This window comes from Silanimonas algicola, from assembly GCF_054777375.1.
The window spans coordinates 19564-42279 of the sequence record NZ_BAAHAS010000001.1; the positions used below are offsets into that span (position 1 = coordinate 19564).

Below are 22716 nucleotides of genomic sequence, written 5' to 3' on the forward strand. Positions count from 1 at the left end.
AGCTGAAACCACCCGGGGCGGATAATCCGGCCTTTCCTCCCCGGGACCCTCCCATGTCGGACATCGTCATCCTCGGCGCCAAGCGCACCGCCCTCGGCGCCCTTCTTGGTCAGTTCACCGGCGTCCCGACGCCCACGCTCGGCGCGGCCGCCATCAAGGGGGCGCTGGCGCAGTCCGGCGTGGCCGCCGAGGCGGTGTCGGAAGTGATCATGGGCTGCGTGCTGCCGGCCGGTCTCGGCCAGGCACCGGCCCGCCAGGCCATGCTGGCCGCCGGCATCCCGGCCGCCGCGGGCGCCACCACGATCAACAAGGTCTGCGGCTCGGGCATGAAGGCCGTGATGCTGGGTGCCGACCTGATCAAGGCCGGCTCGGCCGACGTCGTCGTCGCCGGTGGCATGGAGAGCATGACCAACGCCCCGCACCTGCTGAACGGCTCGCGCACCGGCATCCGCTACGGCAGCGCCGAGATGCTCGACCACATGGCGTGGGACGGCCTCACCAACCCCTATGACAAGCAGCCGATGGGCGGCTTCGGCGAGCTCTGCGCCGCCAAGTACCCCTTCACCCGCGAGGAGCAGGACGCCTACGCCGCCGAATCGGTGCGCCGCGCCCAGACCGCGCAGGCCGAGGGCAAGTTCAAGGCCGAGATCGTGCCGGTGATCGTGGCCGGCAAGAAGGGCGACACCGCCATCGACCAGGACGAGCAGCCGGGCCGCTGCAACATCGAGAAGATCCCGACCCTGAAGCCGGCCTTCAAGAAGGACGGCACGATCACCGCCGCCGCCTCCTCGTCGATCAACGACGGCGCTGCCGCGCTGGTGCTGGCGTCGGCCGAGAAGGCCAAGGCGCTCGGCGCGAAGCCGCTGGCCCGTGTCGTGGCCCACGCCACGCACTCGCAGGCGCCGGAATGGTTCACCACGGCGCCGGTCGGCGCCATCCAGAAGGTGCTCGACAAGGCGGGCTGGACGGTGGACTCGGTCGACCTGTTCGAGGTCAACGAGGCCTTCGCCGTCGTCGCCATGGCGCCGATGCGCGAGCTCGGCATCCCGCATGCCAAGCTGAACATCCACGGCGGCGCCTGCGCTCTCGGCCACCCCATCGGCGCCTCGGGCGCCCGGCTGCTGGTCACCCTGCTGAACGCCCTGGCCCAGACCGGCGGCAAGCGGGGGGTGGCCGCCCTGTGCATTGGCGGTGGCGAGGCGACGGCCGTTGCCGTCGAGCTGCCCTGAACCCGTGACTTCCGGGGGTGGCAGCCCCCCCGAAAAGACCTTCCGGAAGCACTTGACTCCGTTTAGGTTCTTGTCATGATGCTCACCAACGTGCGTCGGAACAGGCGCACGTTTTTTCTTATCTCTTACACGTGTTGACGAGGACTCATTCCATGTCGCTGAACAAGTCGCTGCTCGCCCTGGCCGTCGCCCTGGCCCTGACCGCCTGCTCGAAGCCGGCCGAAGAAGCCGCCCCGGCCGCCGAAGCTCCGGCGGCTGAGGCCCCGGCTGCTGAAGCCCCCGCCGCCGAGGCTCCCGCCGCTGACGCGATGGCCCCGGCCGCCGACGCCGCCGCCGCTGTCGAAGGCGCGGCCACCGACGCCGCTGCCACCGTCGAAGGCGCCGCGACCGACGCCGCTGCCGCCGTCGAAGGCGCTGCCGCCGACGCCGCCGCCGCTGTCGAGCCGGCCGCCGAGGAAGCCCCGGCCGAAGAGACCCCGGCCCAGTAATTCCGGGCTGCGAGTCCTTCGCAAGGAAAACCGCCGGGGAAACCCGGCGGTTTTTTTTCGCCCAGCGGCTACCATCGCGCTCTGTCGTCGAGCCCCTGACCACCATGCCCCAGCTGCACAGCCAGATCGATCCACGCTCAGCGGATTTCCTCGCCAACGCCGAAGCGCTGAAGGCCAACGTCGATGAGCTTGCACGGCGACTCGCACGTGCCGCCGAGGGCGGTGGCGAGAAAGCGCGGGCGAAACACACGGAACGCGGCAAGCTGCTGCCGCGCGAGCGCATCGAGGCGCTGCTCGATCCCGGCTCGCCCTTCCTCGAGATCGCGCCGCTCGCGGCCGAGGGGCTGTATGACGGCGCGGCGCCGGCCGCGGGGATGATCTGCGGCATCGGCAATGTGCATGGCCAGCAGGTCGTCGTCGTGGCGAACGACGCGACGGTGAAGGGCGGCACCTACTTCCCGATGACGGTGAAGAAGCATTTGCGCGCGCAGGAGGTGGCCCTCGAGAACCGCCTTCCCTGCGTCTACCTCGTCGATTCCGGCGGCGCCTTCCTGCCTCTTCAGGACGAGGTGTTCCCGGACAAGGAGCACTTCGGCCGCATCTTCTACAACCAGGCGCGCATGAGCGGGCTCGGCATTCCGCAGGTGGCGGTCGTGATGGGCAGTTGCACGGCCGGCGGCGCCTACGTGCCGGCGATGTGCGACGAATCCATCATCGTCAAGGAACAGGGCACGATCTTCCTCGGCGGCCCGCCGCTGGTGAAGGCGGCGACCGGCGAGGTGGTGGATGCCGAGGCGCTCGGCGGCGCCGACGTGCATACGCGGATCTCGGGCGTGGCCGACCACTACGCCGAAGACGACCGCCACGCGCTGGCCATCGCCCGCGACGTGCTCGCCCATCTCAACCGCAAGAAGGCGCCGACCGTGGCCACGCAGCCGGTACGCGAGCCGGCCTACCCCGCCGAGCAGCTCTACGGCGTGGTGCCGAAGGACACGCGCAAGCCCTTCGACATCCGCGAGGTGATCGCGCGGCTCGTCGACGGCAGCGAGTTCCAGGAGTTCAAGGCGCGCTACGGCACCACGCTGGTGTGCGGCTTCGCCCACCTGCACGGCTACCCGGTCGGCATCGTCGCCAACAACGGCATCCTGTTCGCCGAGAGCGCGCTCAAAGGCGCGCACTTCATCGAGCTGTGCAACCAACGCAACATCCCGCTGGTGTTCCTGCAGAACATCACCGGTTTCATGGTCGGCAAGAAGTACGAGAACGCCGGCATCGCGAAGGACGGCGCGAAGATGGTCACCGCCGTCGCCTGCTCGCACGTGCCGAAGTTCACCGTGGTGATCGGCGGCAGCTTCGGCGCCGGCAACTACGCGATGTGCGGCCGCGCGTATGGCGCGCGCTTCCTGTGGATGTGGCCGAACGCGCGCATCAGCGTGATGGGCGGCGAGCAGGCCGCCAGCGTGCTCGCCACGGTCAAGCGCGACGGCCTCGAAGCCGCCGGCAAGGCCTGGAGCGCGGAGGAGGAAGAGTCCTTCAAGGCGCCGATCCGCGAGCAGTACGAGACGCAGGGCAGCCCGTACTACGCCACGGCGCGCCTGTGGGACGACGGCATCATCGACCCCGCCGACACCCGCCGGGTGCTGGGCCTCGCGCTGTCGGCGTCGTTGAACGCGCCGATCGAGCGCACGACCACCACCGAGCAGCGATACGGCGTGTTCCGGATGTAAGGCCCATGAGCGATCCGATCTCACTTTCGATTGACGGCGGCGTCGCCCGCCTCGCCCTTGCCCGCGCCGACGTCCACAACGCTTTCGACGCGGGGCTGATCGCGGCCCTGAACGCCGCCCTCGATGCGCTGGCGGCCGACGACGGCGTGCGCGCCCTGGTGCTGACCGGCCAGGGCAGCACGTTCTCGGCCGGCGCCGACCTGAACTGGATGCGCGGCATGGCGAAAGCCAGCGAAGCCGAGAACCTCGCTGACTCGCTGGAGCTGGCGAGGCTGATGCGTACGCTCAACTTCTTCCCGAAGCCGACGATCGCCCGCGTCAACGGCTCGGCCTACGGCGGCGGCGTGGGGCTCGTGGCCTGCTGCGACATCGCCATCGGCGTCGAGGGCGCGAAATTCTCGCTGTCGGAAGCCAAGCTGGGCCTCGTTCCCGCGGTCATCTCGCCCTACGTCGTGGCCGCGATTGGTTCGAGAAACGCGAGGAAGCTGTTCCAGACCGCGGAAGTCTTCGAGGCCCCGGAAGCCGCGCGCATCGGCCTGCTGCACCGCTGCGTGACGGCCGGCGAACTCGATGAGGCCGTGGACCGCGAACTGCACTGGCTCGGAAAAGGCGGCCCCATCGCGAAGGCCGAGGCGAAGACCCTGGCGCTGCGCATGGGCGGCACCACCCGCGAAGACGCGGAACGCATCGACACCGAAAACGCCCGGCTGATCGCGCGCCTGCGCGTCTCGGCCGAAGGACAAGAGGGCTTGAGCGCCTTCCTCGACAAGCGCGCCCCGCGCTGGGTGAACCCCTGATGTTCCAAACGCTCCTGATCGCCAACCGAGGCGAGATCGCCTGCCGCGTCATCCGCACCGCCCGGAAGCTCGGCATCCGCACGGTCGCCGTCTATTCCGACGCCGACGCCGACGCACAGCACGTGCGCCTCGCCGACGAGGCGCACCGCATCGGCGGCCCCGCGCCCGGCGACAGCTACCTGCGCGGCGATGCCATCCTCGAAGTGGCGAAGCGCACCGGTGCGCAGGCCATCCATCCGGGCTACGGCTTCCTCTCCGAGAACGCCGATTTCGCCGATGCCGTCGCCGCGGCCGGCATCGCCTTCGTCGGCCCCTCCGGCGCCTCGATGCGAAAGATGGGCAGCAAGGCCGGCGCCAAGGAGCTGATGCGCGCCCACGGCGTGCCCGTGGTGCCGGGCTACACCGGCGAGGACCAGGACCCGGCCCTGCTGCAGCGCGAGGCCGACGCCATCGGCTATCCGCTGATGATCAAGGCCGCGCACGGCGGCGGCGGCAAGGGCATGCGCATCGTGCGCGCGTCCGCCGACTTCGCCGCGGCGCTGGAGAGCTGCCAGCGCGAGGCGAAGAACGCCTTCGGCCGCGACCGCGTGCTGCTGGAGCGCTACGTCGAGAAGCCGCGCCATATCGAGATCCAGGTGTTCGCCGACACGCACGGCCACACCCTGCACCTCAACGAGCGCGAGTGCTCGGCGCAGCGCCGCTACCAGAAGGTGGTCGAGGAATCGCCCTCGCCCTTCCTCAACACCGACCTGCGCGAAGCGATGGGCGCGGCGGCCGTGCAGGCGGCGAAGGCCATCGACTACGTCAACGCCGGCACGGTCGAGTTCATCGTCGGCCAGGACGGCGGCTTCTACTTCATGGAGATCAACACGAGGCTGCAGGTCGAGCATCCGGTGACGGAACTCGTGACCGGGCTCGACCTCGTCGAGCTGCAGCTGCGCGTCGCCGCCGGCGAGGCCCTGCCCTTCGCGCAGCACGAGGTGCGCCAGGACGGCCACGCCATCGAGCTGCGCCTGTATGCCGAGGACCCCGCCGCCGGGTTCCTGCCGGGCTCCGGCACGCTGGAGCGCCTGCGCCTGCCGGCGCCGTCGGCGCACGTGCGCCTCGACGGCGGCGTGGTGGAGGGCGACACGGTCACGATCTTCTACGACCCGATGATCGCCAAGCTGATCGTCTGGGACGAAACGCGCCCGCGGGCGCTGGCCCGCCTGCGCGAGGCGCTGGCCGACTGCGACATCCGCGGCCCGAAATCGAACATCGCCTTCCTCGAAGCGCTGGTGCGCCACCCGAGCGTCGTCGAAGGAACGATCGACACCGGCTACCTCGACCGCGCGCTGGACGAGGTGCTCACCCCCGCGACGCCACCGCCCGCACCGATGCTGGCGCTGGCCGCCGCCGCGGTGCTGCTGCGCGAGGAGCAGGCCACGCGCGAGCGTGCGGCCGCCGGCCCCGACCCGACCTCCCCGTGGGCGATCGCCGACGGCTGGCGCCTCGGGCACGGCGGTGCGCGGCGGCTCGTGCTGGCGTCGGGCGGCGAGCGCCATGTGCTGAACGCGCGCGGCCACGGCGGCGACTACGCCATCGCCCTCGACGGCGAGGCCACCGCGTTCCGCGTCGAGGGCCTGCGGCTCGGCGACGATGGCCGCGCCTCGGCGCGCGTCGATGGTGTCGCCGTGCTGGCCCGGGCCCACGTCGATGCCGGCTCGGTCCTGCTGCATGACGGCACGCAGCGCTGGTTGATCGAGCGCCTCGGCGCCTACGCCTTCGCCGGCAAGGCCGGCGCGGGCGGCGACGGCACGCTGAAGGCACCCATGCCGGGCCGCGTGGTGATCGCCAAGGTGAAACCGGGCGACATCGTGGCCGAAGGCCAGGAGTGCGCCGTCATGGAAGCGATGAAGATGGAGCTGAGCCTCAAGGCCCCGCGCGCCGGCACCGTCAAGGAAGTGCGCGCCGCCGCCGGCGACTTCGTCGAGGCCGATGCCGTGCTGGTGGTGCTGGAATGAGCGCCGCGACCGAGTTCGTCCGCATCGTCGAGGTCGGCCCGCGCGACGGCCTGCAGAACGAGAAGGTGCTGGTCGGCACCGCCGACAAGATCACCCTGATCGACAAGCTCGCCGCGACGGGCCTCGGCACCGTCGAGGCCACGGCTTTCGTCAGCCCGAAGTGGGTACCGCAGATGGCGGATGCTGCCGAGGTGTACGCCGGGGTGGCGAAGCGCGAAGGCGTGCGCTATCCCGTGCTGGTGCCCAACCTGCAGGGCTACGAGCGCGCCCGCTCGGTGGGCGTCACCGAGATCGCGGTGTTCGGCGCGGCCTCAGAGGCCTTCAGCAAGGCCAACATCAACGCGAGCATCGCCGAATCGCTGGAGCGCTTCGCGCCCGTGCTCGACGCGGCGAAGCGCGACGGCGTGGCCGTGCGCGGCTACGTCTCGACGGTGCTGGGCTGCCCCTACCAGGGCGAGGTGCCGGTGGCCGAGGTCGTGCGCGTGGCCAAGGCCCTGCATGCGATGGGCTGCTACGAGATCTCGCTGGGCGACACCATCGGCGTCGGCACGCCGCGCAAGGCCCGCGCCATGCTGGAGGCCGTCGCCACCGAGGTGCCGATGGCGGCACTCGCCGTGCATTTCCACGACACCTACGGCCAAGCGGTGGGAAACGTCGCCGCCTGCCTCGAGGCCGGCGTGCGCGTCGTGGACGCCGCCGTTTCCGGCACCGGCGGCTGCCCGTATGCAAAAGGCGCCAGCGGCAATGTCGCCAGCGAAGACATCGTCTACCTCCTCGACGGCATGGGCTTCGCCCACGGCGTCGACCTCGACGCGCTCATCGCGACCGGCCGCTGGCTGTCGTCGGTGCTGGACCGCGACTCCATGAGCAAGGTGAACCGTGCAAAGCCATGAACCCCTGCGCGCGGCCGTGGCCTATGCCGGCCGCCGACCGACCTACGACCATCCGATCGCCTTCGACGCCGGCGAGCACCTGACGATCACCCGTACTGACGACGAGTGGCCGGATTTCCACTGGTGCATCACGCCGGGCGGCGCGGAGGGCTGGACGCTGCGCAGCGCCTTCGAACTCGACGAGGGCCAGTCGCTCGACACCCTCCCGGCCACGGCGAAGGCCATCGCGGCGTACGACGCCCGCGAGCTGGCGCTGACGCCCGGCGAGCGCCTGCTGGTCGGCGAAGACCAGGGCGGCTGGCGCTGGTGCTACTCGTCCAAGGGCGACGCCGGCTGGGTGCGCAAGGCCGACCTCAGCCAGATCGAGGACACGCCGCGCTTCGTGATGCGCCCGATCCGCTCGACGGACGATGCCGCGGTCGCGGACATCATCCGGACGGTGATGCCGGAATTCGGCGCCGACGGCCCGGGCTTCGCCATCCACGACGCCGAGGTCGGCGCGATGCATGCGGCCTATGCGCGGCGCGGCGCGGCCTACTTCGTCGTCGAGGTCGGGGGCACGGTGATGGGCGGCGGCGGCATCGCCGCGCTGGACGGCGTCGACGGCGTCTGCGAGCTGCGCAAGATGTACTTCAAGCCCGGCCTGCGAGGCCTCGGCGCGGGCACGGCGCTGATCGCGCGCTGCCTGCATGCCGCGCGGCACCTCGGCTACCGGCAGTGCTATCTCGAAACACTGACGGGCATGAACGCGGCGCAGGCGCTCTACGAGCGCGCCGGCTTCCAGCGCGTCACGCAGGCGATGGGCGCCACCGGCCACTTCGGCTGCAACCGCTTCTACCTGCGGGCGCTTTGACGCGCTGGCTGCGCGTCAACCGAAGCGCCGCGAACGTGATTCGACGAAGAAGCTGGTGCGTTTACGCGGCTGCAGGTAGTCGAAGGCCGCTCGCGGCAGCGCCTGCGGCTTGATGGCGCGCTGGATCGTGAGTTCCGGACGCTCGGCCAGCGGCACGATCAGCGCCTCCTCGGCGCGCACCGCCGGGTCGTGGATCAGCACCTTGGGCTTCATCGCGTTGGCGGGATCCACCGCCACCGACAGCGCGAAGCGGCCATCGGACAGGTGCAGCACCGAACCCGGCGGGTAGATGCCCATCATCCGCACGAAGGCGTTCAGCGCCGCGGCGTCGAACTTCTCCTTGGTCTTCCGGTACACCGACGCGATGGCATCGTGCGGTGTCAGCGCATGGATCGGGTTGGGCGGATTGCACAGGTTGTCGTAGTGGTTGACGAGGGCGACCACGCGCGCGGCCGGGTGGATGGCCTCGCCCTTCAGCGCCATGGGATAGCCGCTGCCGTCGCTGGCCTCGTGGTGCTGGGCGACGACGGCCGCCGCGGCCTCGCCCAAGCCCATGCGCTCGGCCAGCGTGCGGCTGTGCTCGACATGGCTCTGGAACATGCGGCGTTCCGTCGGGTTCGGCGAATCGGCCTTGCCCCGCATCACGTCGGGCAGTTCGATCTTGCCGACGTCGTGCAGCAGCGCCCCCAGGCCGATGGCCTCGACCATGGCGTCGTCGAGGCCCATGGCGCGGCCGAGCAACACCGACAGCACCGAGACGTTGATGGCGTGCAGCGCGGTTTCCTGCCCGGCCTTTTCCGACAGCAGCCGGATGGCGACGTCCTGCTCCTCCCGCACCGCGCGCACCATGCCGCCGACCTCGACCTCGGCGATGGCGCGGGCCTCCTCGGGCTGGGCGCGCACGTTCTGCAGCACGTTGCGGAAGGCCTTCGAGACGGCGCTGAACCGGCGTTCGCAGCGATCGAGGCTCTGCCGCTGCGCATCGAGCGCATCGGTCGGTGGGGCCGTCGCGGGCTCGTCATCGAATGCCGACACGCGGGGGCCGTGCGCCAGTCCTTCGCCCTCGAGCCGGCCGGGTTCGGGCGCGGCGACGATCTCGACACGTCCTGCGACGGTGGACGCGCTGGTCATGACCGTCTCGGCAGCGTCGGCGTCGCCAGCCGCCGCCTCCGGGCCGGGCAGGGTCGCCAGCGCAGCCTCGGGCGCCGGCAAAGGCGCCACCTCGCTCCGCTCGGGCTCGTGCCAGACGTGGCTGACCCCCACCTGCGCGAAGGTCGCGATCTGCGCCTCGCTGCGCAGCAGGAAGCCGGTGCCCGGCACGTTCTCCATCGATACCCAGAGGCCCACCCGCAGGCGCTCGACCGCGATCCGCTCCATGCCCCCTCCCAGCCCTCGCAATGGCGCCAGTGTGCCCCGGAAGCCGGCGACCGGGCATCGGGCTCGGGTAAAATCCGGCGTCTTTTCGGGAGCACCCCATGCATCTGAACCACGTCCGCGCCGTCGTCACCGGCGGCGCCTCCGGCCTCGGCTTCGCCGTGGCCCAGTTCCTCGTCGCGAACGGCGGCAAGGTCGCCCTGTTCGACGTGAACGCCGAACGCGGCGCGGCCGCGGTGGCCGAACTCGGCGCGGGCAACGCGCACTTCTTCCGCACCGACGTCAGCGACGAGGCCGGCGTGGCGGCCAACGTGCAGGCGGCGAAGGACGCGATGGGCGGCCTGAACGCGGCGATCAACTGCGCCGGCATCCTCGGCGCGGGCCGCGTGCTCGGCAAGGACGGCGCGATGCCGCTGTCCACCTTCGCCACCACGGTGATGGTGAACCTCGTCGGCAGCTTCAACGTGGCCAAGGCCGCGGCGGCGCTGATGCAAGGCAACGAGCCGGGCGAGGACGGCGAGCGCGGCGTCATCGTCAACACCGCGTCCGTCGCGGCCTACGAGGGCCAGATCGGCCAGGCCGCGTACGCCGCCAGCAAGGGCGGCGTGGTCGGCATGACCCTGCCGATGGCCCGCGAGTTCGCCCGCATCGGCGTGCGCGTGATGACCATCGCCCCCGGCGTGTTCCACACCCCGATGGTCGACGGCATGCCGGAAGCCGTTTACCAGAGCCTCTGCGCCCAGGTGCCCTACCCCTCGCGCCTCGGCAAGCCCGAGGAGTTCGCGGAAACCGTCGGCTTCATCCTCCAGACCCGCTACCTCAACGGCGAAACCATCCGCATCGATGGCGCCATCCGCATGCAGCCGAAGTAAGGGCATCCCATGAAGGCTTTCGAGATCAAGAAGGGCAACGTCGTCGAGCACAACAACGGCGTCTGGCAGATCCGCGACATCGAGCGCAGCGCGCCGCAGGGCCGCGGCGGCAACGTCACCTTCCGCTTCACGATGTACTCGGTGCCGGGCGGCACCAAGCTCGACCTCAGCCTGCGCGCCGACGACGAGCTGAAGGACGTCGACCTGGTCCGCCGGGCGGCGAGCTTTTCGTACAAGGACGGCGAGGCCTTCGTGTTCCTCGACGACGAGGACTTCACCCCGTACACGCTCGACCCGGACGCGATCGGCGAGGCCGCCGGCTACATCACCGACGGCCTGACCGGCTGCTACATCCAGACCATCGACGACGCGCCGGTGGCGCTGCAGCTGCCGGCCACCGTCACGCTGGAAGTGGTCGACACGCCGCCGGAAATGAAGGGCGGCACGGCCACCAAGCGTCCGAAGCCGGCCAAGCTCAATACCGGCATCGAGATCATGGTCCCGGAGTACATCAGCAACGGCGAGAAGGTGCTGATCAATACCGCGACCGGCGAGTTCTCCGGCCGCGCCTGAGCCTCAGCGCGCCAGCCAGCGCGCCGCCATCCGCCGGATCGACGGGTCGAGCGACCCGTCCCCGGCAAGGTCCTCGATGGGCCGCCAAGCGAACGCGCGCGATTCGCTGTTGATCCGCGGCGACTCGTCGCCGCTGCAGCGCACCACGTAGCGGACATCGTAGTGCCAGTGCTCCGGCTCGGCGCCACGGGCCGGAATGCGGTGACGGTCGATGTCGAAGATGTCGGTCTCCACTCGCAGCTCGCGCAATCCCGTTTCCTCCTCCGCCTCGCGCAACGCGACGCTCGCGAGGTCGGTATCGCCGTCCGAATGCCCCCCCGGCTGCAGCCAGCGGTCGAGCTTGGCGTGATGCAGAAGGAGGGCGCGCCGGCCGTCCTCCGACACCAGGAACGCCGACGCGGTGAAGTGCCCGGCCAGACGAGCGCGCTGGAAGGCGGGACGCCCTTCCGAACGCAAGGCCTCGAACTCGTCGACGAGCGACGCCTGTCCGGGATGCCGCTCGCGGTAGCGGTCCAATCCGTACGCGAGGTCCGCTGGTGCCCGCATCGCTTCCTTCGCCCCCGTCCTTCGCCCCATGCGAGCCCGAAGCATAGCGCCCACCGCCGCCGGGAGGCCGGGTTAAACTCGGATGAAAACCAGAGAGAGATCGCTCGATGTCCGAACCCACGCCGGCCCGCGAGATGCGCGAGCCCAGCCTCCTGCAGGCGTTCCTGCCTCTGGTGTTCCTGTTCGCGATGCTCGGGACCTCGGTCTATCTCTTCGCCGATGACTCGGCCTTCGGTGGCAGCCAGATCTCGCTGCTGCTGGCCGGCGCCGTCGCCGCGCTCGTCGGCATCCGCAACGGGATGCGCTGGGACGACATCCAGGAGGCCATCGTCCACGGCATCTCGATCTCCACCAACGCGATCCTCATCCTGCTGGCCGTCGGCTCGCTGATCGGCTCGTGGATCCTCTCCGGCGCCGTTCCGACGCTGATCCATTACGGCTTGATGCTCCTGCATCCCGCTTTCTTCTATCCGGCGGCCTGTCTCGTCTGCGCGGTGGTCGCGGTGACCATCGGCAGTTCGTGGACGGTGGCGGGTACCCTCGGCGTGGCGCTGATGGGCGTGGCGCACGGGCTCGGGCTGGACCCGGCCATCACCGCGGGCGCCGTCATTTCCGGCGCCTACTTCGGCGACAAGATGTCCCCGCTCTCCGACACCACCAACCTCGCGCCCGCGGCCGCCGGCAGCGAGCTGTTCGCCCACGTGCGGCACATGGCCTGGACGACGGTGCCCAGCATCCTCATCGCCCTCGCCGGCTTCGCTTACCTGAGTGCCGGTGCGACAGCCGGTACCGCCGATGCCGGATTCAGCGACCTCGCCGCCGAACTCGACGCGATCTTTGCCATCGGCCCCCACCTGCTGATCCCGCTCGTCGTGGTGTTCGGCCTTGCGATGAGGCGCTTCCCGGCCTACCCGACCATCCTGATCGGCGCGCTGCTCGGCGCGGTCTTCGCGGTGGCTTTCCAGCCCGAGCTCGTGCTGGCCCTCGCCGGCGACGACGCGCTATCACGCCCGATGGCCCTGCTGAAGGGCGCCTGGACGTCGCTGATCAGCGGTTACAGCGGGGAATCCGGCAACGAGGCGATCGATTCGCTGCTCAACCGCGGCGGCATGTCCTCCATGCTCAACACGGTGTGGCTGGTGGTCTGCGCCATGTCCTTCGGCGCGATCATGGAGAAGGCCGGCCTGCTCGCGCGACTGATCCGCAGCGTTCTGAAGATGGCGCGTAGCACCGGATCGCTGATCGTCGCCACGCTGGTGACCAGCTTCGGCACCAACGTGCTGGCCGCCGACCAGTACCTCGCCATCGTGCTGCCGGGCCGCATCTACCGCTCGGAGTACGAGAAGCGCGGCCTTGCCCCGGTAAACCTCTCCCGCGCGCTCGAGGACGCCGGCACGATCACCTCGCCGCTGGTGCCGTGGAACACCTGCGGCGCCTACATGGCGGCCACGCTGGGCGTCGCCACCCTCGACTACCTGCCCTACGCCTTCTTCAACCTCGTCAACCCCATCCTCGCCGGCGTCCTCGCCTACACCGGCTTCAAGATCCTCAAGCTCGAAGTGGGCGGCGCGCTGGCCCGCCGCCGCGACGCCTGAGCCCCCAACCCCGACGGACATCCCCTGATGGACAACAACTCGATCCACGGCATGTGGTCCTCGCGCCTCGCCTTCATCCTCGCCGCCAGCGGCTCGGCGGTAGGCCTCGGCAACATCTGGCGCTTTCCCTACCTCGCCTCGGACAACGGCGGCGGCGCTTTCGTACTGATCTACCTCGCCTGCATCGCGCTGGTGGGCCTGCCGATCATGGCCGCCGAGATCCTGATGGGGCGGCAGGGCCGCATGAGTCCGGTCAACACCCTGCGCAAGCTGACGCGCGAGGGCGGCCACAGCAGCGGCTGGACCGTCATCGGCTGGATCGGCATGGTGTCGGCCGTGCTGATCCTCAGCTTCTACAGCGTGGTCGGCGGCTGGACCATGCACTACACCTGGCTCTACATCGCCCAGCTCTTCGGTGGCGCGCCCATCACCGACCCGACGGCCACCTTCACCGCCATGCTGGCCAGCCCGGGCACCCTGGTGTTCTGGCACACGGCCTTCATGCTGGTGACCGTGGCCGTGGTGGCGATGGGCGTGGAAAAGGGCCTCGAGCGCGCGGTGAAGTTCCTGATGCCGCTGCTGTTCCTGATCCTGCTGGGCCTGCTCGGCTACGGCATCAGCACCGGCAACGTCGGTCAGGCCTTCGAGTTCCTGTTCAAGCCCGACTTCAGCGAGGTGACCGGCGACACGCTGCTGGCCGCGCTGGGCCAGGCCTTCTTCTCGCTGAGCCTCGGCATGTGCGGGATCATGACCTACGGCGCCTACCTGCCGAAGGACATCTCGATCCCGCGGGTCGCGGTGACGGTGTCGGCGACCGACACCTCGGTCGCCCTGCTCGCCGGCCTCGCGATCTTCCCGGTGCTCTTCACCTTCGGCATCGCGCCTGCGGGCGGCGGCCCGGGCCTGATCTTCACCTCGCTGCCGCTGGCCTTCAACGACATGGCCTTCGGCATCCCCTACGCCGTGGCGTTCTTCGGCCTGCTGTTCGTGGCGGCCTGGACCTCGTCGATCTCGCTGCTCGAGCCGCCCTCGGCCTTCCTGGTGGAGCTGGGCAGGATGTCGCGGCGCACCTCGGCCATCGTGGCGGCGGTGTTCATCTGGGCGCTCGGCCTCGTGACGGCGCTCGGCTTCAACGTCTGGCAGAACGTCCGCGTCTTCGGGCGTGACCTGCAGGGCGCCATCGAGTTCGTCGCGTCGGACATCATGCTGCCGGTCGGCGGCCTGCTGATCGCGATCTTCGCCGGCTACTTCCTCAGCCGCGAGATCAGCCGCGGCGAGCTTTCGCACCTCAACGCCGCCGGCTTCGCCATCTGGCGCTTCCTGATCTGCATCGTGGCGCCCGTGCTGGTGCTGGTGGTGCTCGGCTTCAAGCTGTTCGGCTGAAGCCCGCCGCTCGCGGAAAAGAAAACGGCGCGGGAAACCGCGCCGTTTTCGTTATGCGACGGGCCGGGGATCGTCCCCGGTCCGATCAGACCGCCTTGGGCAGGTCGGTCCGGGCGATTTCCCCGGACTTCAGCCGCGCGAGGTAGCGATCCAGTTCGCGCTTCACGACCGGCATCAGCAGGTACACGCCGATCAGGTTGGGGATGGCCATGATGAACAGCAGGCCGTCGGCGATGTCGACGATGCTGGCCAGCGGCATGGTGCAGCCCACCACGGCCATCGACAGGTAGAAGACCTTGAAGCCGTAGAGCGCCGCCTTCGATTCCCGGAACAGGAAGCTGCAGGCCTTCGCACCGTAGTAGGCCCAGGTGATCGTCGTCGAGAAGGCGAACAGCGGCACGACGACCGCCAGCAGGTAGGGGAACAGCGGCGACACCGTGGCGAAAGCATTCGACGTCAGCTGCACGCCATCGGCGCCGCCCACGAGATGCTGCTGGGTGATGATGATGACCAGCGCCGTCATGGTGCAGATCACGACGGTGTCGATGAAGGGCTCCCAGAGTGCGACGAAACCCTCGCTCATCGGCTCCTTGGTCTTGACCGCCGAGTGCGCGATGGCCGCCGAACCGAGGCCGGCTTCGTTCGAGAAGGACGCACGTCGGAAGCCTTGGATGAGGGCTCCGATGACGCCGCCCGAAACGCCTTCGGCGGTGAACGCACCGTCGATGATGGCCATGAGGGCCGCCGGCACCTGCGGCAGGTTGGCGATGATCACGACGAAGGCGCCGAGGAGATAGAGCGCCGCCATGCCGGGGACCAAGCGCGCGGTGACGCTGCCGATGCGGGAAATGCCACCGATGACGACGATGCCGCCAAGGACCGCATAGACGAGGCCGAACCACAGGCTGCCGTTGGCCGGCATCAGGTCGCCGGCGACATTGGAGAGCTGCGCGAAGGCCTGGTTGGCCTGGAACATCGCACCGGCGCCGATGGCACCGAGCATGGTGCAGACGGCGAAGACGAGGGCGAGCACCATGCCCAGCGACGCGAGTTTCGGGTAGTTCGCCGCGATGCCCCGGCTCAGGTAGTACATCGGGCCGCCCGACACCGTTCCGTCCGGCTTCTCGAGGCGGTACATCACGCCCAGCGAGCACTCAACGAACTTCGAGGACATGGCGAGCAGGCCGGCGACGATCATCCAGAACGTGGCGCCGGGGCCACCGATGGTGATGGCGATGGCCACGCCGGCGATGTTGCCGAGGCCCACCGTGCCGGAGACCGCCGAGGTCAACGCGCGGAAATGGCTGACCTCGCCCACGCTGTCCGGATCGCTGTAGCGGCCGCGGATCAGGTCGAAGCCGTGCTTGAAACCGCGGATGTTGATGAAGCGGAAGTAGAGCGTGAAGACCAGCGCCGCCAAGATCAGCCAACCGACGATCAAGGGGAACATCACCGGCGCTTCGGCGGTGCCGCCGACCTGCACCGATTTGAAGATCCAGCCGGAGACCGTGTCGGCCACCGGCCTCACGGCAGCGTCGATCTGCTCGGCAAGGGTGGGTTCGGCGCGCGGGGCATCGTCGGCCGCCTGGGCGTGGGCGCCGGAAACGGCGGCCCAGCAGAGCAGGCCAATCAACAGGAATCGGAAGGGCATCGACTCGGATCCTCCAAAGGGATCCCGGAGTCTACCCAAACGGCCGCTGACCGACCCACGGCCGACCGGGCGACGTCAGCCGGGGCCTTCCGCGTCCCCGTCCGCATCGACGCCAGCCATGCCACCGAGGTCGCCGAGCAGTTGGCGGGCGACGTCGGCATCGACCGCCTCCACCGACTTGAGCTTGCGCTCGATGGCCCGGGTACGCACTCCGGCGCTGTCGATGACGTTGGCCGCCTCGTCCAGCTTCTTCTTGGTCTTGGCGAGGACCTCGCCGAATTTGCCGAACTCGGTCCGCACCGCCCCCAGCACCTGCCAAACCTCCGAACTTCGCTTCTCGATGGCGAGCGTGCGGAACCCCATGCGCAGCGAGTTCAGCAAGGCGGAGAGTGTGGTCGGCCCGGCGATGACCACGCGATGGTCGCGCTGCATCGCCTCGAACAGGCCGGGGCGGCGGAGCACTTCGGCGTAGAGGCCCTCCGTCGGAAGGAACAGCACGGCGAAATCGGTACTGTGCGGTGGCGCGATGTACTTCTCGGCGATTTTCTTGGCCTCGAGGCGGATGCGCTGCTCGAGGGCCTGGCCAGCCACCGCCGCGGCTTCGGCATCCGCGCGATCCTGGGCATCGAGCAGGCGCTCGAAGTCCTCGCGCGGGAATTTCGCGTCGATCGGCAGCCAGACCGGGACTTCGCCGGCGCCGGGGAGGCGCACCGCGAACTCGACGCGTTCGGCCGATCCCGGCCGGGTAGGCACGTTCGCGGCGAACTGGTCGGCAGTCAGGAGCTCCTCGAGGATGGCGCCCAGCTGGGCCTCGCCGACGACGCCGCGGGTCTTGACGTTGCCGAGCACGCGCTTTAGATCGCCGACGCCCACGGCCAACGTGCGCATCTCGCCGAGCCCGGCATGTACCTGCTCGAGGCGCTCCGACACCAGCTTGAAGCTCTCGCCCAGTCGCGTCTCCAGCGTCGCGTGCAGCTTTTCGTCGACGGTGGCGCGCATCTGCTCCAGCTTGGCCTCGTTGCCTTGCTGCAATTCGGCCAGCCGGCTCTCCAGCGCCTGCCGCACTTCGGCGAGACGCCCCTCCATGGCGTCGCGCGAACGCGCGGATTCCGCCAACTGGTGCTGTCGCAGGGCCTCCATCGCCCGATCCAACCGTTCCAGCGAGTGGCCAAGGCGCTGCTCGAAACCGTCGAAACGGCCGCCAAGCGTCGCTGCCAACTCGGCCCGGCTGGCACGCTGCTCCTCACGGAGGCCGCGCTCGCTGCGCTCCCCTGCGTCGGCGAGGCCGCCGACCTTGGCCGCCAAGGCGTCGACCTGCGCCTCGATGCGATCGAACCTCGCGCCTTGCTCCGGGTCGAGACCCGTCGACGCCGCGCCACGCCGCCCGGCAAACCATGCCAAGCCCCCCACGACCAGCACGGCCAGCCACGGCATCCACGCCAGCAGTGATGCGGCGCCCGTCATCGATCCACTCATCGTTCACCCGCTCCCGACGCGGCCACGGCACGTCGTGGCCCGGGCGCCATTCTGGCAGGCGGGGCGTCTCAGCGGCCGCGACGGGGCACGTCGCGGCCGATCGCGAGCGATCTCAGGCCTTTTTCGCCCAGGCCGCGCACCAGCCGTTCGGCTCCACGCTGTGGCCTGCGAACAGGGTGCAACCCTGGTTGGCGGCGGTGTAGAACTGGCAGTTCAGGCAGTTGCTGCCGGGTTTGAAGCTCGGATGCGTGGTCTTCGTCGCGTCCTCGATGTAGGCCAGCGCCTTGCCCTGCGGATGATCCAGCGGGAGCCTCGGCAGGGCCTGCGCCTGCGCCGCAGGAATGGCGAGGCGGGCGGCGAAGGGCGCGGCGAGCGCGACGGCGCCCAGCTGCAGGAAACGACGGCGGTTCGGGGTGTCCATGGGGCTCTCCCAGCGGGTTGGCTGGAGGGAGCCTAGGCCCGATTCCGTGCAGGGCATTTGACGGCTCGCAAAGCGATTGGCGAATGCGTCGCATCGCCAATGGCCCATTCACCTGCCGCGCCCTAAACTCCGCCCCATGAGCGCCCTGCCCTACGACCCCCACCGCCTCGCCGACGCCGCCGGCAGCCTGATCACGAACTGTCGCGAGCTGGCCCACCTCGGCCTGACGCCCGCGACGAGCAGCAACTTCTCGCAGCGGCTCGATGCGCAGCACTGCGCGATCACCGTCTCCGGCCGCGACAAGGGCCGGCTGGTGCAGGACGACATCATGGTCGTCGACTTCGACGGCCGCCCGGTGGCGACCGACAAGCGCCCCTCGGCCGAGACGCTGCTGCACACCCAGCTCTACCGCCGCTTCGCCGACGTCGGCTGCATCCTGCACACCCACTCGAAGACGCAGACCATCGCCTCGCGGCTGTTCGCGAAGCACGGCCACATCACCTTCGAGGGCTACGAGCTGCAGAAGGCCTTCCGCGGCAACGACACCCACGAAGGCGCCGTCCGCGTGCCGGTGCTGCCGAACTCGCAGGACATGCCGGCGCTCGCCGCGATGGTCGAAGCCGAACTCGACCGCGGCCCGCTGTGGGGCTACCTGATCGAGGGCCATGGCCTGTACGCGTGGGGACGCGACATGGCGGAAGCCCGCCGCCACCTCGACGCCTTCGAATTCCTCCTGTCCTGCGAACTCGAGCTCCGGAGACTGCACGCATGAGCCGCATCCGAATCTTCAACGACACCGATCCGTCCACCGTGCTGCTCGAGACCCGCGAGCACGCCGGCATCGCCGCCGAGCTGTCGCGCATCGGCGTGCGCTTCGAACAGTGGGAAGCGAATGCCCCCGTGAAGCCCGGCGCCTCGCAGGACGAGGTCATCGCCGCCTACAAGGGCGACATCGACCGCCTGATGGCCGAGGGCGGCTACAAGGCCGTCGACGTGATCAGCCTGACCGCCGACCACCCGCAGAAGGACGCGCTGCGCCAGAAGTTCCTCAACGAGCACACGCACAGCGAGGACGAGGTGCGCTTCTTCGTCGCGGGCTCGGGCCTGTTCACCCTGCACGTGGGCGGCAAGGTCTACGAGATCCTCTGCGAGGCCGGCGACCTGATCGGCGTGCCGGACGGCACGACGCACTGGTTCGATATGGGCCCGGAGCCGTTCTTCATCGCCATCCGCCTGTTCACCAACGTGGAAGGCTGGGTGGCGAACTTCACCGGCAGCGACATCGCCCAGCGCTTCCCCCGATACGAACGCGGCCAGGCGCTGGCCGCATGAGCACCCAGCAGGCCACCGTCATCCTGACCGACATCGAGGGCACGACGAGCAGCATCGCCTTCGTCAAGGACGTGCTCTTCCCTTATGCGCGTGCTGCCTTGCCAGGCTTCGTCGAGGCCCGCCGCCACGAGCCGGAGATCCGCCGCTGGCTCGACGCCGTCGCACTCGAGATCGACCATCCGCACCACGACTCGCGCGACGAGGCCGCGGTGCAGCAGCTGCTGGCGTGGATCGACGAGGACCGCAAGCACACCGCGCTCAAGGCCATCCAGGGCCAGCTCTGGGCCGAAGGGTATGCGCTTGGCGAGTATCGCGCGCACGTCTATGCCGACGCGGCCGAGGCGCTGAAGCGCTGGAAGGCCGCCGGGCATGACCTCTACGTCTACAGCTCGGGCTCGGTGCCTGCGCAGAAGCTGTTCTTCGGCCACAGCGACGCCGGTGACCTGACGCCGCTGTTCTCCGGCTATTTCGACACCGAGATCGGCGGCAAGCGCGAGGCCGGCAGCTACCGCCATATCGCCGCCGACATCGGCGTGGCGCCGTCGCACATCGTGTTCCTCTCCGACGTCGTCGAAGAGCTCGATGCCGCTCGCGAGGCAGGCTTGCGCACCGTGCTCCTCGACCGCCGCAGCGACTACCCGACCCCCCGCGAGGCGATGGCCAATGGCCATCCCATCGCGGAGAGTTTCGCCACCGTCACGCCGTGACGGCGTCCAGCGCCGGGTAGTCGGTGTAGCCCTCCGGGCCCGGCGTGTAGAGCGTCGAGAAATCGACCTCGGCCAGCGGCGCATTGGTGCGAAGGCGCTCGACGAGGTCCGGGTTGCTGATGAAGGGCTTGCCGAACACGATCACGTCGCCGCGGCCCGAGGCGATGGCTTCGGCCGCCGAGACGGCGTCGAAGCCGCCATTGAGGAACAGCGGGCCGCGGAAGTTCCGGCGCGCCGCGGCCCCGACGGCCTGCTCTTCCGGCAGCGACTGGTCGCCGTGGCGGATCTCGAGGAACGCGATGCCGCGGGCGTCGAGTTCGCGGGCCACGTACTCAACCAGCGCCACCGGCTGGCTGTCGCGGATGTCGTTGTAGGCGACGAGCGGCGAGAGGCGCACGGAGACGCGGTCGGCACCGATCTCGGCCGACACCGCATCGACGATCTCGAGCAGCAGTCGGGCACGGTTCTCGATGCTGCCGCCATAGCCATCGGTGCGATCGTTGACGCTGTCGCGCAGGAACTGGTCGATCAAGTAGCCGTGCGCGCCGTGGATCTGCACGCCATCGAAGCCGGCACGCATCGCGCGCTTCGCCCCTTCCACGAACAGGTCGACGATGCCGGGCAGCTCGGTGACGTCGAGGCGGCGCGGCACTTCGTAGGGTTTCGGGCCTTCGGGGGTGTGGATGGTGTCGCCCTGGATGGCGCGATCGGTGCTGGACACCGGCTGGCGGCCGCCATCGAGCAGGGAGTGGGCGGCGCGACCCGGATGCCAGATCTGCAGCTGGATGCGACCGCCCTTCGCATGCACGGCGTCGGTCACGCCCTTCCAGCCCGCCACGCAAGCCTCGTCGAAGATGCCCGGCTCGCCGGTGAAGGCGCTCGCGTCCGACGCGACCATCGTCGCCTCGGCGATCAGCAGGCCGGCGCTGGCGCGCTGGGCGTAGTGCTCGGCCATCAAGGCGTTCGGGAGATGGCTGCGTCCGGCGCGGGCGCGCGTGAGCGGCGCCATCGCGATGCGGTTCGGCAGGGTGATCGCGCCGGCGGTGACGGGGGTGAACAGAGGGCTCATGACGGCTCCTTCGACTGGGCTTCCCAAGGTGCGGGCGATGGACGCCACTCCCAAGCCGCCCGCGGGCGACACGGGCGGAACGCAGCGTTCCGCGCTCGCCCGCGCAAAGGCTCAGGGCACCGCGTCGATCAGGCGATAGGACGTCGCTTGCCGGAGCTCGCCGCGCCAGCGGTCGAACACACGGACCTCGATCGGGTGCTCGCCCGCCGGAAGGTCGGTCGGCAGCGCGCCGCGCCAGAGGTGCGGGGAGAGGATCGCTTCCGGCGCGCGGTCGTAGCCCCGGAGGGCATCGCTCCGGTCGTCGTCCGCATTGATGGCGCGAAGCTCCGGGTCGGCGCGTTCGACACGGCGCATCGGCTGCCACGCACGGCTCGCGACCCGGAACTCGACCCGCGTGTCCGCATCGCCCATCCAGACGTTCGCGTAGACACCGACGCCCGGCCACGCGCCGCGACGCAGCACTTTCGGTGCGTGCAAGCCGAACGGGGGATCGCCCGCATCGCCGGCCACATGCCAGCGCAGCGCATAACGCCCGCCCGCCTGGACCGTGAGCGTGGCGTAGCCGTTGGGCGTGCCGTCCGCCATACGGGTGTCGGGGATGCCGCGAACGTCCTTCACGCCACTCCAGAAGGCCCCGCAGGCCGCCCCGACGTTGTACTCGTGCAAGGGCGCACGGCCACCGAAGCCGGTGCCCGCACCGTGCCAGTGGTGCTGCTGGATGTGTGTGTGGCTGGACAGCACGAGCGTGTTCGAGCGCCCCTCGAGGAGGTCGAAAAGGCGCTGCCGATCCGTATCCCGGAAGGAATCGGTCGCGGGATCGGGATCATCGTCGAACAGTGGGATATGCATGGCCAGCACGAGGAGGGTGTCGTCCGGCACCGTCGGCAACCACGCCTCGAGGAAGTCGAACTGCGCATCGCGCAAACCGCCCACGTAGCGCGCAGGAGCCCCGGTCCCCGGCAGGTGGATGACGTTGTCGAGCACGACGACCGCCAGCCCCGGCTCCTCCCAGGCGAAGGTGTCGGGGCCGAAGACCCGCCGGAAGCTTTCGAGCGAAGCGTCGTCGGTGCCGGCGCCGTGATCGCGATCGTGATTGCCGCTGACGTGCAACCACGGCGTGCGCGTGGCCGCCATCGCCCGCGCCATGGCCGGGAGCAGCGCCAGGTTGCCGTGGACGATGTCCCCGAGCGAGATCCCCACCCTCGCCCGCGGGAGGCGGGCTTCATCGGCGACGACGTCGCGCTCGAAGTAATCGATATCGGTCGTGCTCTTCGGCTGCGGATCGCCAAACAGGCGCACGTCGTAGGGCGGAGAAAGCGGCGCCTCGCGCAGGGCGATGTCCCAGCGCCGCGTGCCCGCGGGACGCCAGAAGTCGGGCAGACCATCGCGACGGTTCGGCAGCCGGTATCCCGCCGGCTTCACCACGAAGATGGGGAGGCTTGAACCCGGGCTGGGCACGAGCACGAACCGACCGTCCGGAGCGCTCCTCGCCAGCGTGGCGCCCTGCCCGATCGCCACGCCGGCCACGCCCGGCTCGTCGGCATCGCGTCGACCATCGCCATCGGTGTCGATGAACACCTGCCCGGTGACAGCCTGCACCTCGCCGTGCGCCGCTGGCACGACCACGGGGCCTCCGAGGCACAGCGCGAGGGCGACGACCCACCGGATCGGCGCGGTCGCCCGGGGATCGGGGGTGGGGTTCGGTCGGGACATGGGACGTCGGCCTC

21 protein-coding genes are annotated in these 22716 nt (G+C 69.8%); 14 read left to right on the forward strand and 7 right to left on the reverse strand.

All coding sequences use genetic code 11. The features are described from left to right. Positions 1 to 53: 53 nt before the first annotated feature. From ACYVAK_RS00095 to ACYVAK_RS00125, 7 genes are all read left to right on the forward strand, one after another. Positions 54 to 1229: a thiolase family protein gene (locus ACYVAK_RS00095; RefSeq protein WP_461056781.1), complete on the forward strand. Its 1176-nt coding sequence runs from the start codon at positions 54 to 56 to the stop codon at positions 1227 to 1229. A gap of 152 nt (positions 1230 to 1381) precedes the next feature. Then, positions 1382 to 1717 carry a hypothetical protein gene (locus ACYVAK_RS00100; RefSeq protein ID WP_461056783.1) on the forward strand — a complete coding sequence of 112 codons (336 nt, stop codon included), beginning with the start codon at positions 1382 to 1384 and terminating at the stop codon, positions 1715 to 1717. A 104-nt stretch (positions 1718 to 1821) separates the two neighbouring features. Further along, positions 1822 to 3444, forward strand: coding sequence for a carboxyl transferase domain-containing protein (locus ACYVAK_RS00105; protein ID WP_461056785.1), 1623 nt, complete (start codon positions 1822 to 1824; stop codon positions 3442 to 3444). A 5-nt stretch (positions 3445 to 3449) separates the two neighbouring features. Continuing rightward, positions 3450 to 4241 carry an enoyl-CoA hydratase-related protein gene (locus ACYVAK_RS00110; RefSeq protein ID WP_461056787.1) on the forward strand — a complete coding sequence of 264 codons (792 nt, stop codon included), beginning with the start codon at positions 3450 to 3452 and terminating at the stop codon, positions 4239 to 4241. After that, the gene (locus tag ACYVAK_RS00115) at positions 4241 to 6244 is read left to right on the forward strand and encodes an acetyl/propionyl/methylcrotonyl-CoA carboxylase subunit alpha (protein WP_461056789.1); all 2004 of its coding nucleotides are present in this window, start codon (positions 4241 to 4243) and stop codon (positions 6242 to 6244) included. Before ACYVAK_RS00110 ends, ACYVAK_RS00115 begins: the two co-directional genes overlap by 1 nt. After that, on the forward strand, positions 6241 to 7137 hold the full coding sequence (locus tag ACYVAK_RS00120) for a hydroxymethylglutaryl-CoA lyase (RefSeq protein WP_461056791.1): 897 nt from the start codon (positions 6241 to 6243) through the stop codon (positions 7135 to 7137). Before ACYVAK_RS00115 ends, ACYVAK_RS00120 begins: the two co-directional genes overlap by 4 nt. Continuing rightward, positions 7124 to 7990: a GNAT family N-acetyltransferase gene (locus tag ACYVAK_RS00125; RefSeq protein WP_461056793.1), complete on the forward strand. Its 867-nt coding sequence runs from the start codon at positions 7124 to 7126 to the stop codon at positions 7988 to 7990. Before ACYVAK_RS00120 ends, ACYVAK_RS00125 begins: the two co-directional genes overlap by 14 nt. Positions 7991 to 8005: 15 nt before the next feature. On the opposite strand, the gene ACYVAK_RS00130 is transcribed toward ACYVAK_RS00125, so the two are convergent. Then, on the reverse strand, positions 8006 to 9367 hold the full coding sequence (locus ACYVAK_RS00130) for an HD-GYP domain-containing protein (protein ID WP_461056795.1): 1362 nt from the start codon (positions 9365 to 9367) through the stop codon (positions 8006 to 8008). A gap of 98 nt (positions 9368 to 9465) precedes the next feature. Between ACYVAK_RS00130 and ACYVAK_RS00135 the strand changes: the two genes are divergently transcribed. Beyond that, positions 9466 to 10236, forward strand: a complete 771-nt coding sequence (locus tag ACYVAK_RS00135) for an SDR family NAD(P)-dependent oxidoreductase (protein ID WP_461056797.1) — start codon at positions 9466 to 9468, stop codon at positions 10234 to 10236. Between the two features lie 9 nt (positions 10237 to 10245). Beyond that, positions 10246 to 10809: an elongation factor P-like protein YeiP gene (yeiP, locus tag ACYVAK_RS00140; protein WP_461056798.1), complete on the forward strand. Its 564-nt coding sequence runs from the start codon at positions 10246 to 10248 to the stop codon at positions 10807 to 10809. Positions 10810 to 10812: 3 nt separating this feature from the next. On the opposite strand, the gene ACYVAK_RS00145 is transcribed toward yeiP, so the two are convergent. Further along, positions 10813 to 11355 (reverse strand): NUDIX hydrolase, encoded by a 543-nt coding sequence (locus ACYVAK_RS00145; protein WP_461056800.1) that lies wholly within the window; start codon positions 11353 to 11355, stop codon positions 10813 to 10815. A 107-nt stretch (positions 11356 to 11462) separates the two neighbouring features. On the opposite strand from ACYVAK_RS00145, the gene nhaC reads away from it, so the two are divergent. Together nhaC and ACYVAK_RS00155 are read left to right on the forward strand one after the other, a co-directional pair. Then, positions 11463 to 12950 (forward strand): Na+/H+ antiporter NhaC, encoded by a 1488-nt coding sequence (gene nhaC, locus ACYVAK_RS00150; protein WP_461056802.1) that lies wholly within the window; start codon positions 11463 to 11465, stop codon positions 12948 to 12950. Between the two features lie 27 nt (positions 12951 to 12977). Further along, a complete protein-coding gene (locus tag ACYVAK_RS00155) occupies positions 12978 to 14333 on the forward strand; it encodes a sodium-dependent transporter (RefSeq protein WP_461056804.1) in 1356 nt (451 codons plus the stop codon). Positions 14334 to 14418: 85 nt separating this feature from the next. On the opposite strand, the gene ACYVAK_RS00160 is transcribed toward ACYVAK_RS00155, so the two are convergent. The 3 genes from ACYVAK_RS00160 to ACYVAK_RS00170 form a co-directional block, all read right to left on the reverse strand. Beyond that, positions 14419 to 15984 carry an alanine/glycine:cation symporter family protein gene (locus ACYVAK_RS00160; protein ID WP_461056806.1) on the reverse strand — a complete coding sequence of 522 codons (1566 nt, stop codon included), beginning with the start codon at positions 15982 to 15984 and terminating at the stop codon, positions 14419 to 14421. A gap of 75 nt (positions 15985 to 16059) precedes the next feature. Next, positions 16060 to 17448, reverse strand: coding sequence for a DNA recombination protein RmuC (locus ACYVAK_RS00165; RefSeq protein WP_461056808.1), 1389 nt, complete (start codon positions 17446 to 17448; stop codon positions 16060 to 16062). A 124-nt stretch (positions 17449 to 17572) separates the two neighbouring features. After that, positions 17573 to 17881, reverse strand: coding sequence for a high-potential iron-sulfur protein (locus ACYVAK_RS00170; protein WP_461056810.1), 309 nt, complete (start codon positions 17879 to 17881; stop codon positions 17573 to 17575). 136 nt (positions 17882 to 18017) lie between these two features. On the opposite strand from ACYVAK_RS00170, the gene ACYVAK_RS00175 reads away from it, so the two are divergent. The 3 genes from ACYVAK_RS00175 to mtnC are packed head-to-tail and all read left to right on the forward strand — an operon-like array spanning position 18018 to position 19920. Beyond that, complete coding sequence (locus ACYVAK_RS00175; RefSeq protein WP_461056812.1) at positions 18018 to 18653, forward strand: methylthioribulose 1-phosphate dehydratase; 636 nt, start codon at positions 18018 to 18020, stop codon at positions 18651 to 18653. After that, on the forward strand, positions 18650 to 19213 hold the full coding sequence (locus ACYVAK_RS00180; RefSeq protein WP_461056813.1) for a 1,2-dihydroxy-3-keto-5-methylthiopentene dioxygenase: 564 nt from the start codon (positions 18650 to 18652) through the stop codon (positions 19211 to 19213). The genes ACYVAK_RS00175 and ACYVAK_RS00180 overlap by 4 nt, the downstream gene beginning before the upstream one ends. After that, complete coding sequence (gene mtnC / locus ACYVAK_RS00185) at positions 19210 to 19920, forward strand: acireductone synthase (protein ID WP_461056815.1); 711 nt, start codon at positions 19210 to 19212, stop codon at positions 19918 to 19920. The genes ACYVAK_RS00180 and mtnC overlap by 4 nt, the downstream gene beginning before the upstream one ends. Here the strand turns inward: mtnC and ACYVAK_RS00190 are convergent. Both ACYVAK_RS00190 and ACYVAK_RS00195 read right to left on the reverse strand, forming a co-directional pair. Beyond that, complete coding sequence (locus tag ACYVAK_RS00190; RefSeq protein ID WP_461056817.1) at positions 19910 to 20989, reverse strand: alkene reductase; 1080 nt, start codon at positions 20987 to 20989, stop codon at positions 19910 to 19912. The two genes, mtnC and ACYVAK_RS00190, sit on opposite strands and share 11 nt — an antisense overlap. A 111-nt stretch (positions 20990 to 21100) precedes the next feature. After that, positions 21101 to 22702, reverse strand: a complete 1602-nt coding sequence (locus tag ACYVAK_RS00195) for a calcineurin-like phosphoesterase C-terminal domain-containing protein (RefSeq protein ID WP_461056819.1) — start codon at positions 22700 to 22702, stop codon at positions 21101 to 21103. Positions 22703 to 22716: the final 14 nt, after the last annotated feature.

Excerpts from the sequence above, each read along its gene's own strand:
- ACYVAK_RS00145 (WP_461056800.1), bottom strand. The coding sequence starts at position 11,355 with ATGCGGGCACCAGCGGACCTCGCGTACGGATTGGACCGCTACCGCGAG.
- ACYVAK_RS00180 (WP_461056813.1), top strand. The coding sequence starts at position 18,650 with ATGAGCCGCATCCGAATCTTCAACGACACCGATCCGTCCACCGTGCTG.
- ACYVAK_RS00165 (WP_461056808.1), bottom strand. The coding sequence starts at position 17,448 with ATGACGGGCGCCGCATCACTGCTGGCGTGGATGCCGTGGCTGGCCGTG.
- ACYVAK_RS00160 (WP_461056806.1), bottom strand. The coding sequence starts at position 15,984 with ATGCCCTTCCGATTCCTGTTGATTGGCCTGCTCTGCTGGGCCGCCGTT.
- ACYVAK_RS00170 (WP_461056810.1), bottom strand. The coding sequence starts at position 17,881 with ATGGACACCCCGAACCGCCGTCGTTTCCTGCAGCTGGGCGCCGTCGCG.
- ACYVAK_RS00115 (WP_461056789.1), top strand. The coding sequence starts at position 4,241 with ATGTTCCAAACGCTCCTGATCGCCAACCGAGGCGAGATCGCCTGCCGC.
- nhaC (WP_461056802.1), top strand. The coding sequence starts at position 11,463 with ATGTCCGAACCCACGCCGGCCCGCGAGATGCGCGAGCCCAGCCTCCTG.
- ACYVAK_RS00195 (WP_461056819.1), bottom strand. The coding sequence starts at position 22,702 with ATGTCCCGACCGAACCCCACCCCCGATCCCCGGGCGACCGCGCCGATC.
- ACYVAK_RS00120 (WP_461056791.1), top strand. The coding sequence starts at position 6,241 with ATGAGCGCCGCGACCGAGTTCGTCCGCATCGTCGAGGTCGGCCCGCGC.
- yeiP (WP_461056798.1), top strand. The coding sequence starts at position 10,246 with ATGAAGGCTTTCGAGATCAAGAAGGGCAACGTCGTCGAGCACAACAAC.
- ACYVAK_RS00190 (WP_461056817.1), bottom strand. The coding sequence starts at position 20,989 with ATGAGCCCTCTGTTCACCCCCGTCACCGCCGGCGCGATCACCCTGCCG.
- ACYVAK_RS00130 (WP_461056795.1), bottom strand. The coding sequence starts at position 9,367 with ATGGAGCGGATCGCGGTCGAGCGCCTGCGGGTGGGCCTCTGGGTATCG.
- ACYVAK_RS00100 (WP_461056783.1), top strand. The coding sequence starts at position 1,382 with ATGTCGCTGAACAAGTCGCTGCTCGCCCTGGCCGTCGCCCTGGCCCTG.
- ACYVAK_RS00095 (WP_461056781.1), top strand. The coding sequence starts at position 54 with ATGTCGGACATCGTCATCCTCGGCGCCAAGCGCACCGCCCTCGGCGCC.
- ACYVAK_RS00110 (WP_461056787.1), top strand. The coding sequence starts at position 3,450 with ATGAGCGATCCGATCTCACTTTCGATTGACGGCGGCGTCGCCCGCCTC.
- ACYVAK_RS00155 (WP_461056804.1), top strand. The coding sequence starts at position 12,978 with ATGGACAACAACTCGATCCACGGCATGTGGTCCTCGCGCCTCGCCTTC.
- mtnC (WP_461056815.1), top strand. The coding sequence starts at position 19,210 with ATGAGCACCCAGCAGGCCACCGTCATCCTGACCGACATCGAGGGCACG.
- ACYVAK_RS00135 (WP_461056797.1), top strand. The coding sequence starts at position 9,466 with ATGCATCTGAACCACGTCCGCGCCGTCGTCACCGGCGGCGCCTCCGGC.
- ACYVAK_RS00105 (WP_461056785.1), top strand. The coding sequence starts at position 1,822 with ATGCCCCAGCTGCACAGCCAGATCGATCCACGCTCAGCGGATTTCCTC.
- ACYVAK_RS00175 (WP_461056812.1), top strand. The coding sequence starts at position 18,018 with ATGAGCGCCCTGCCCTACGACCCCCACCGCCTCGCCGACGCCGCCGGC.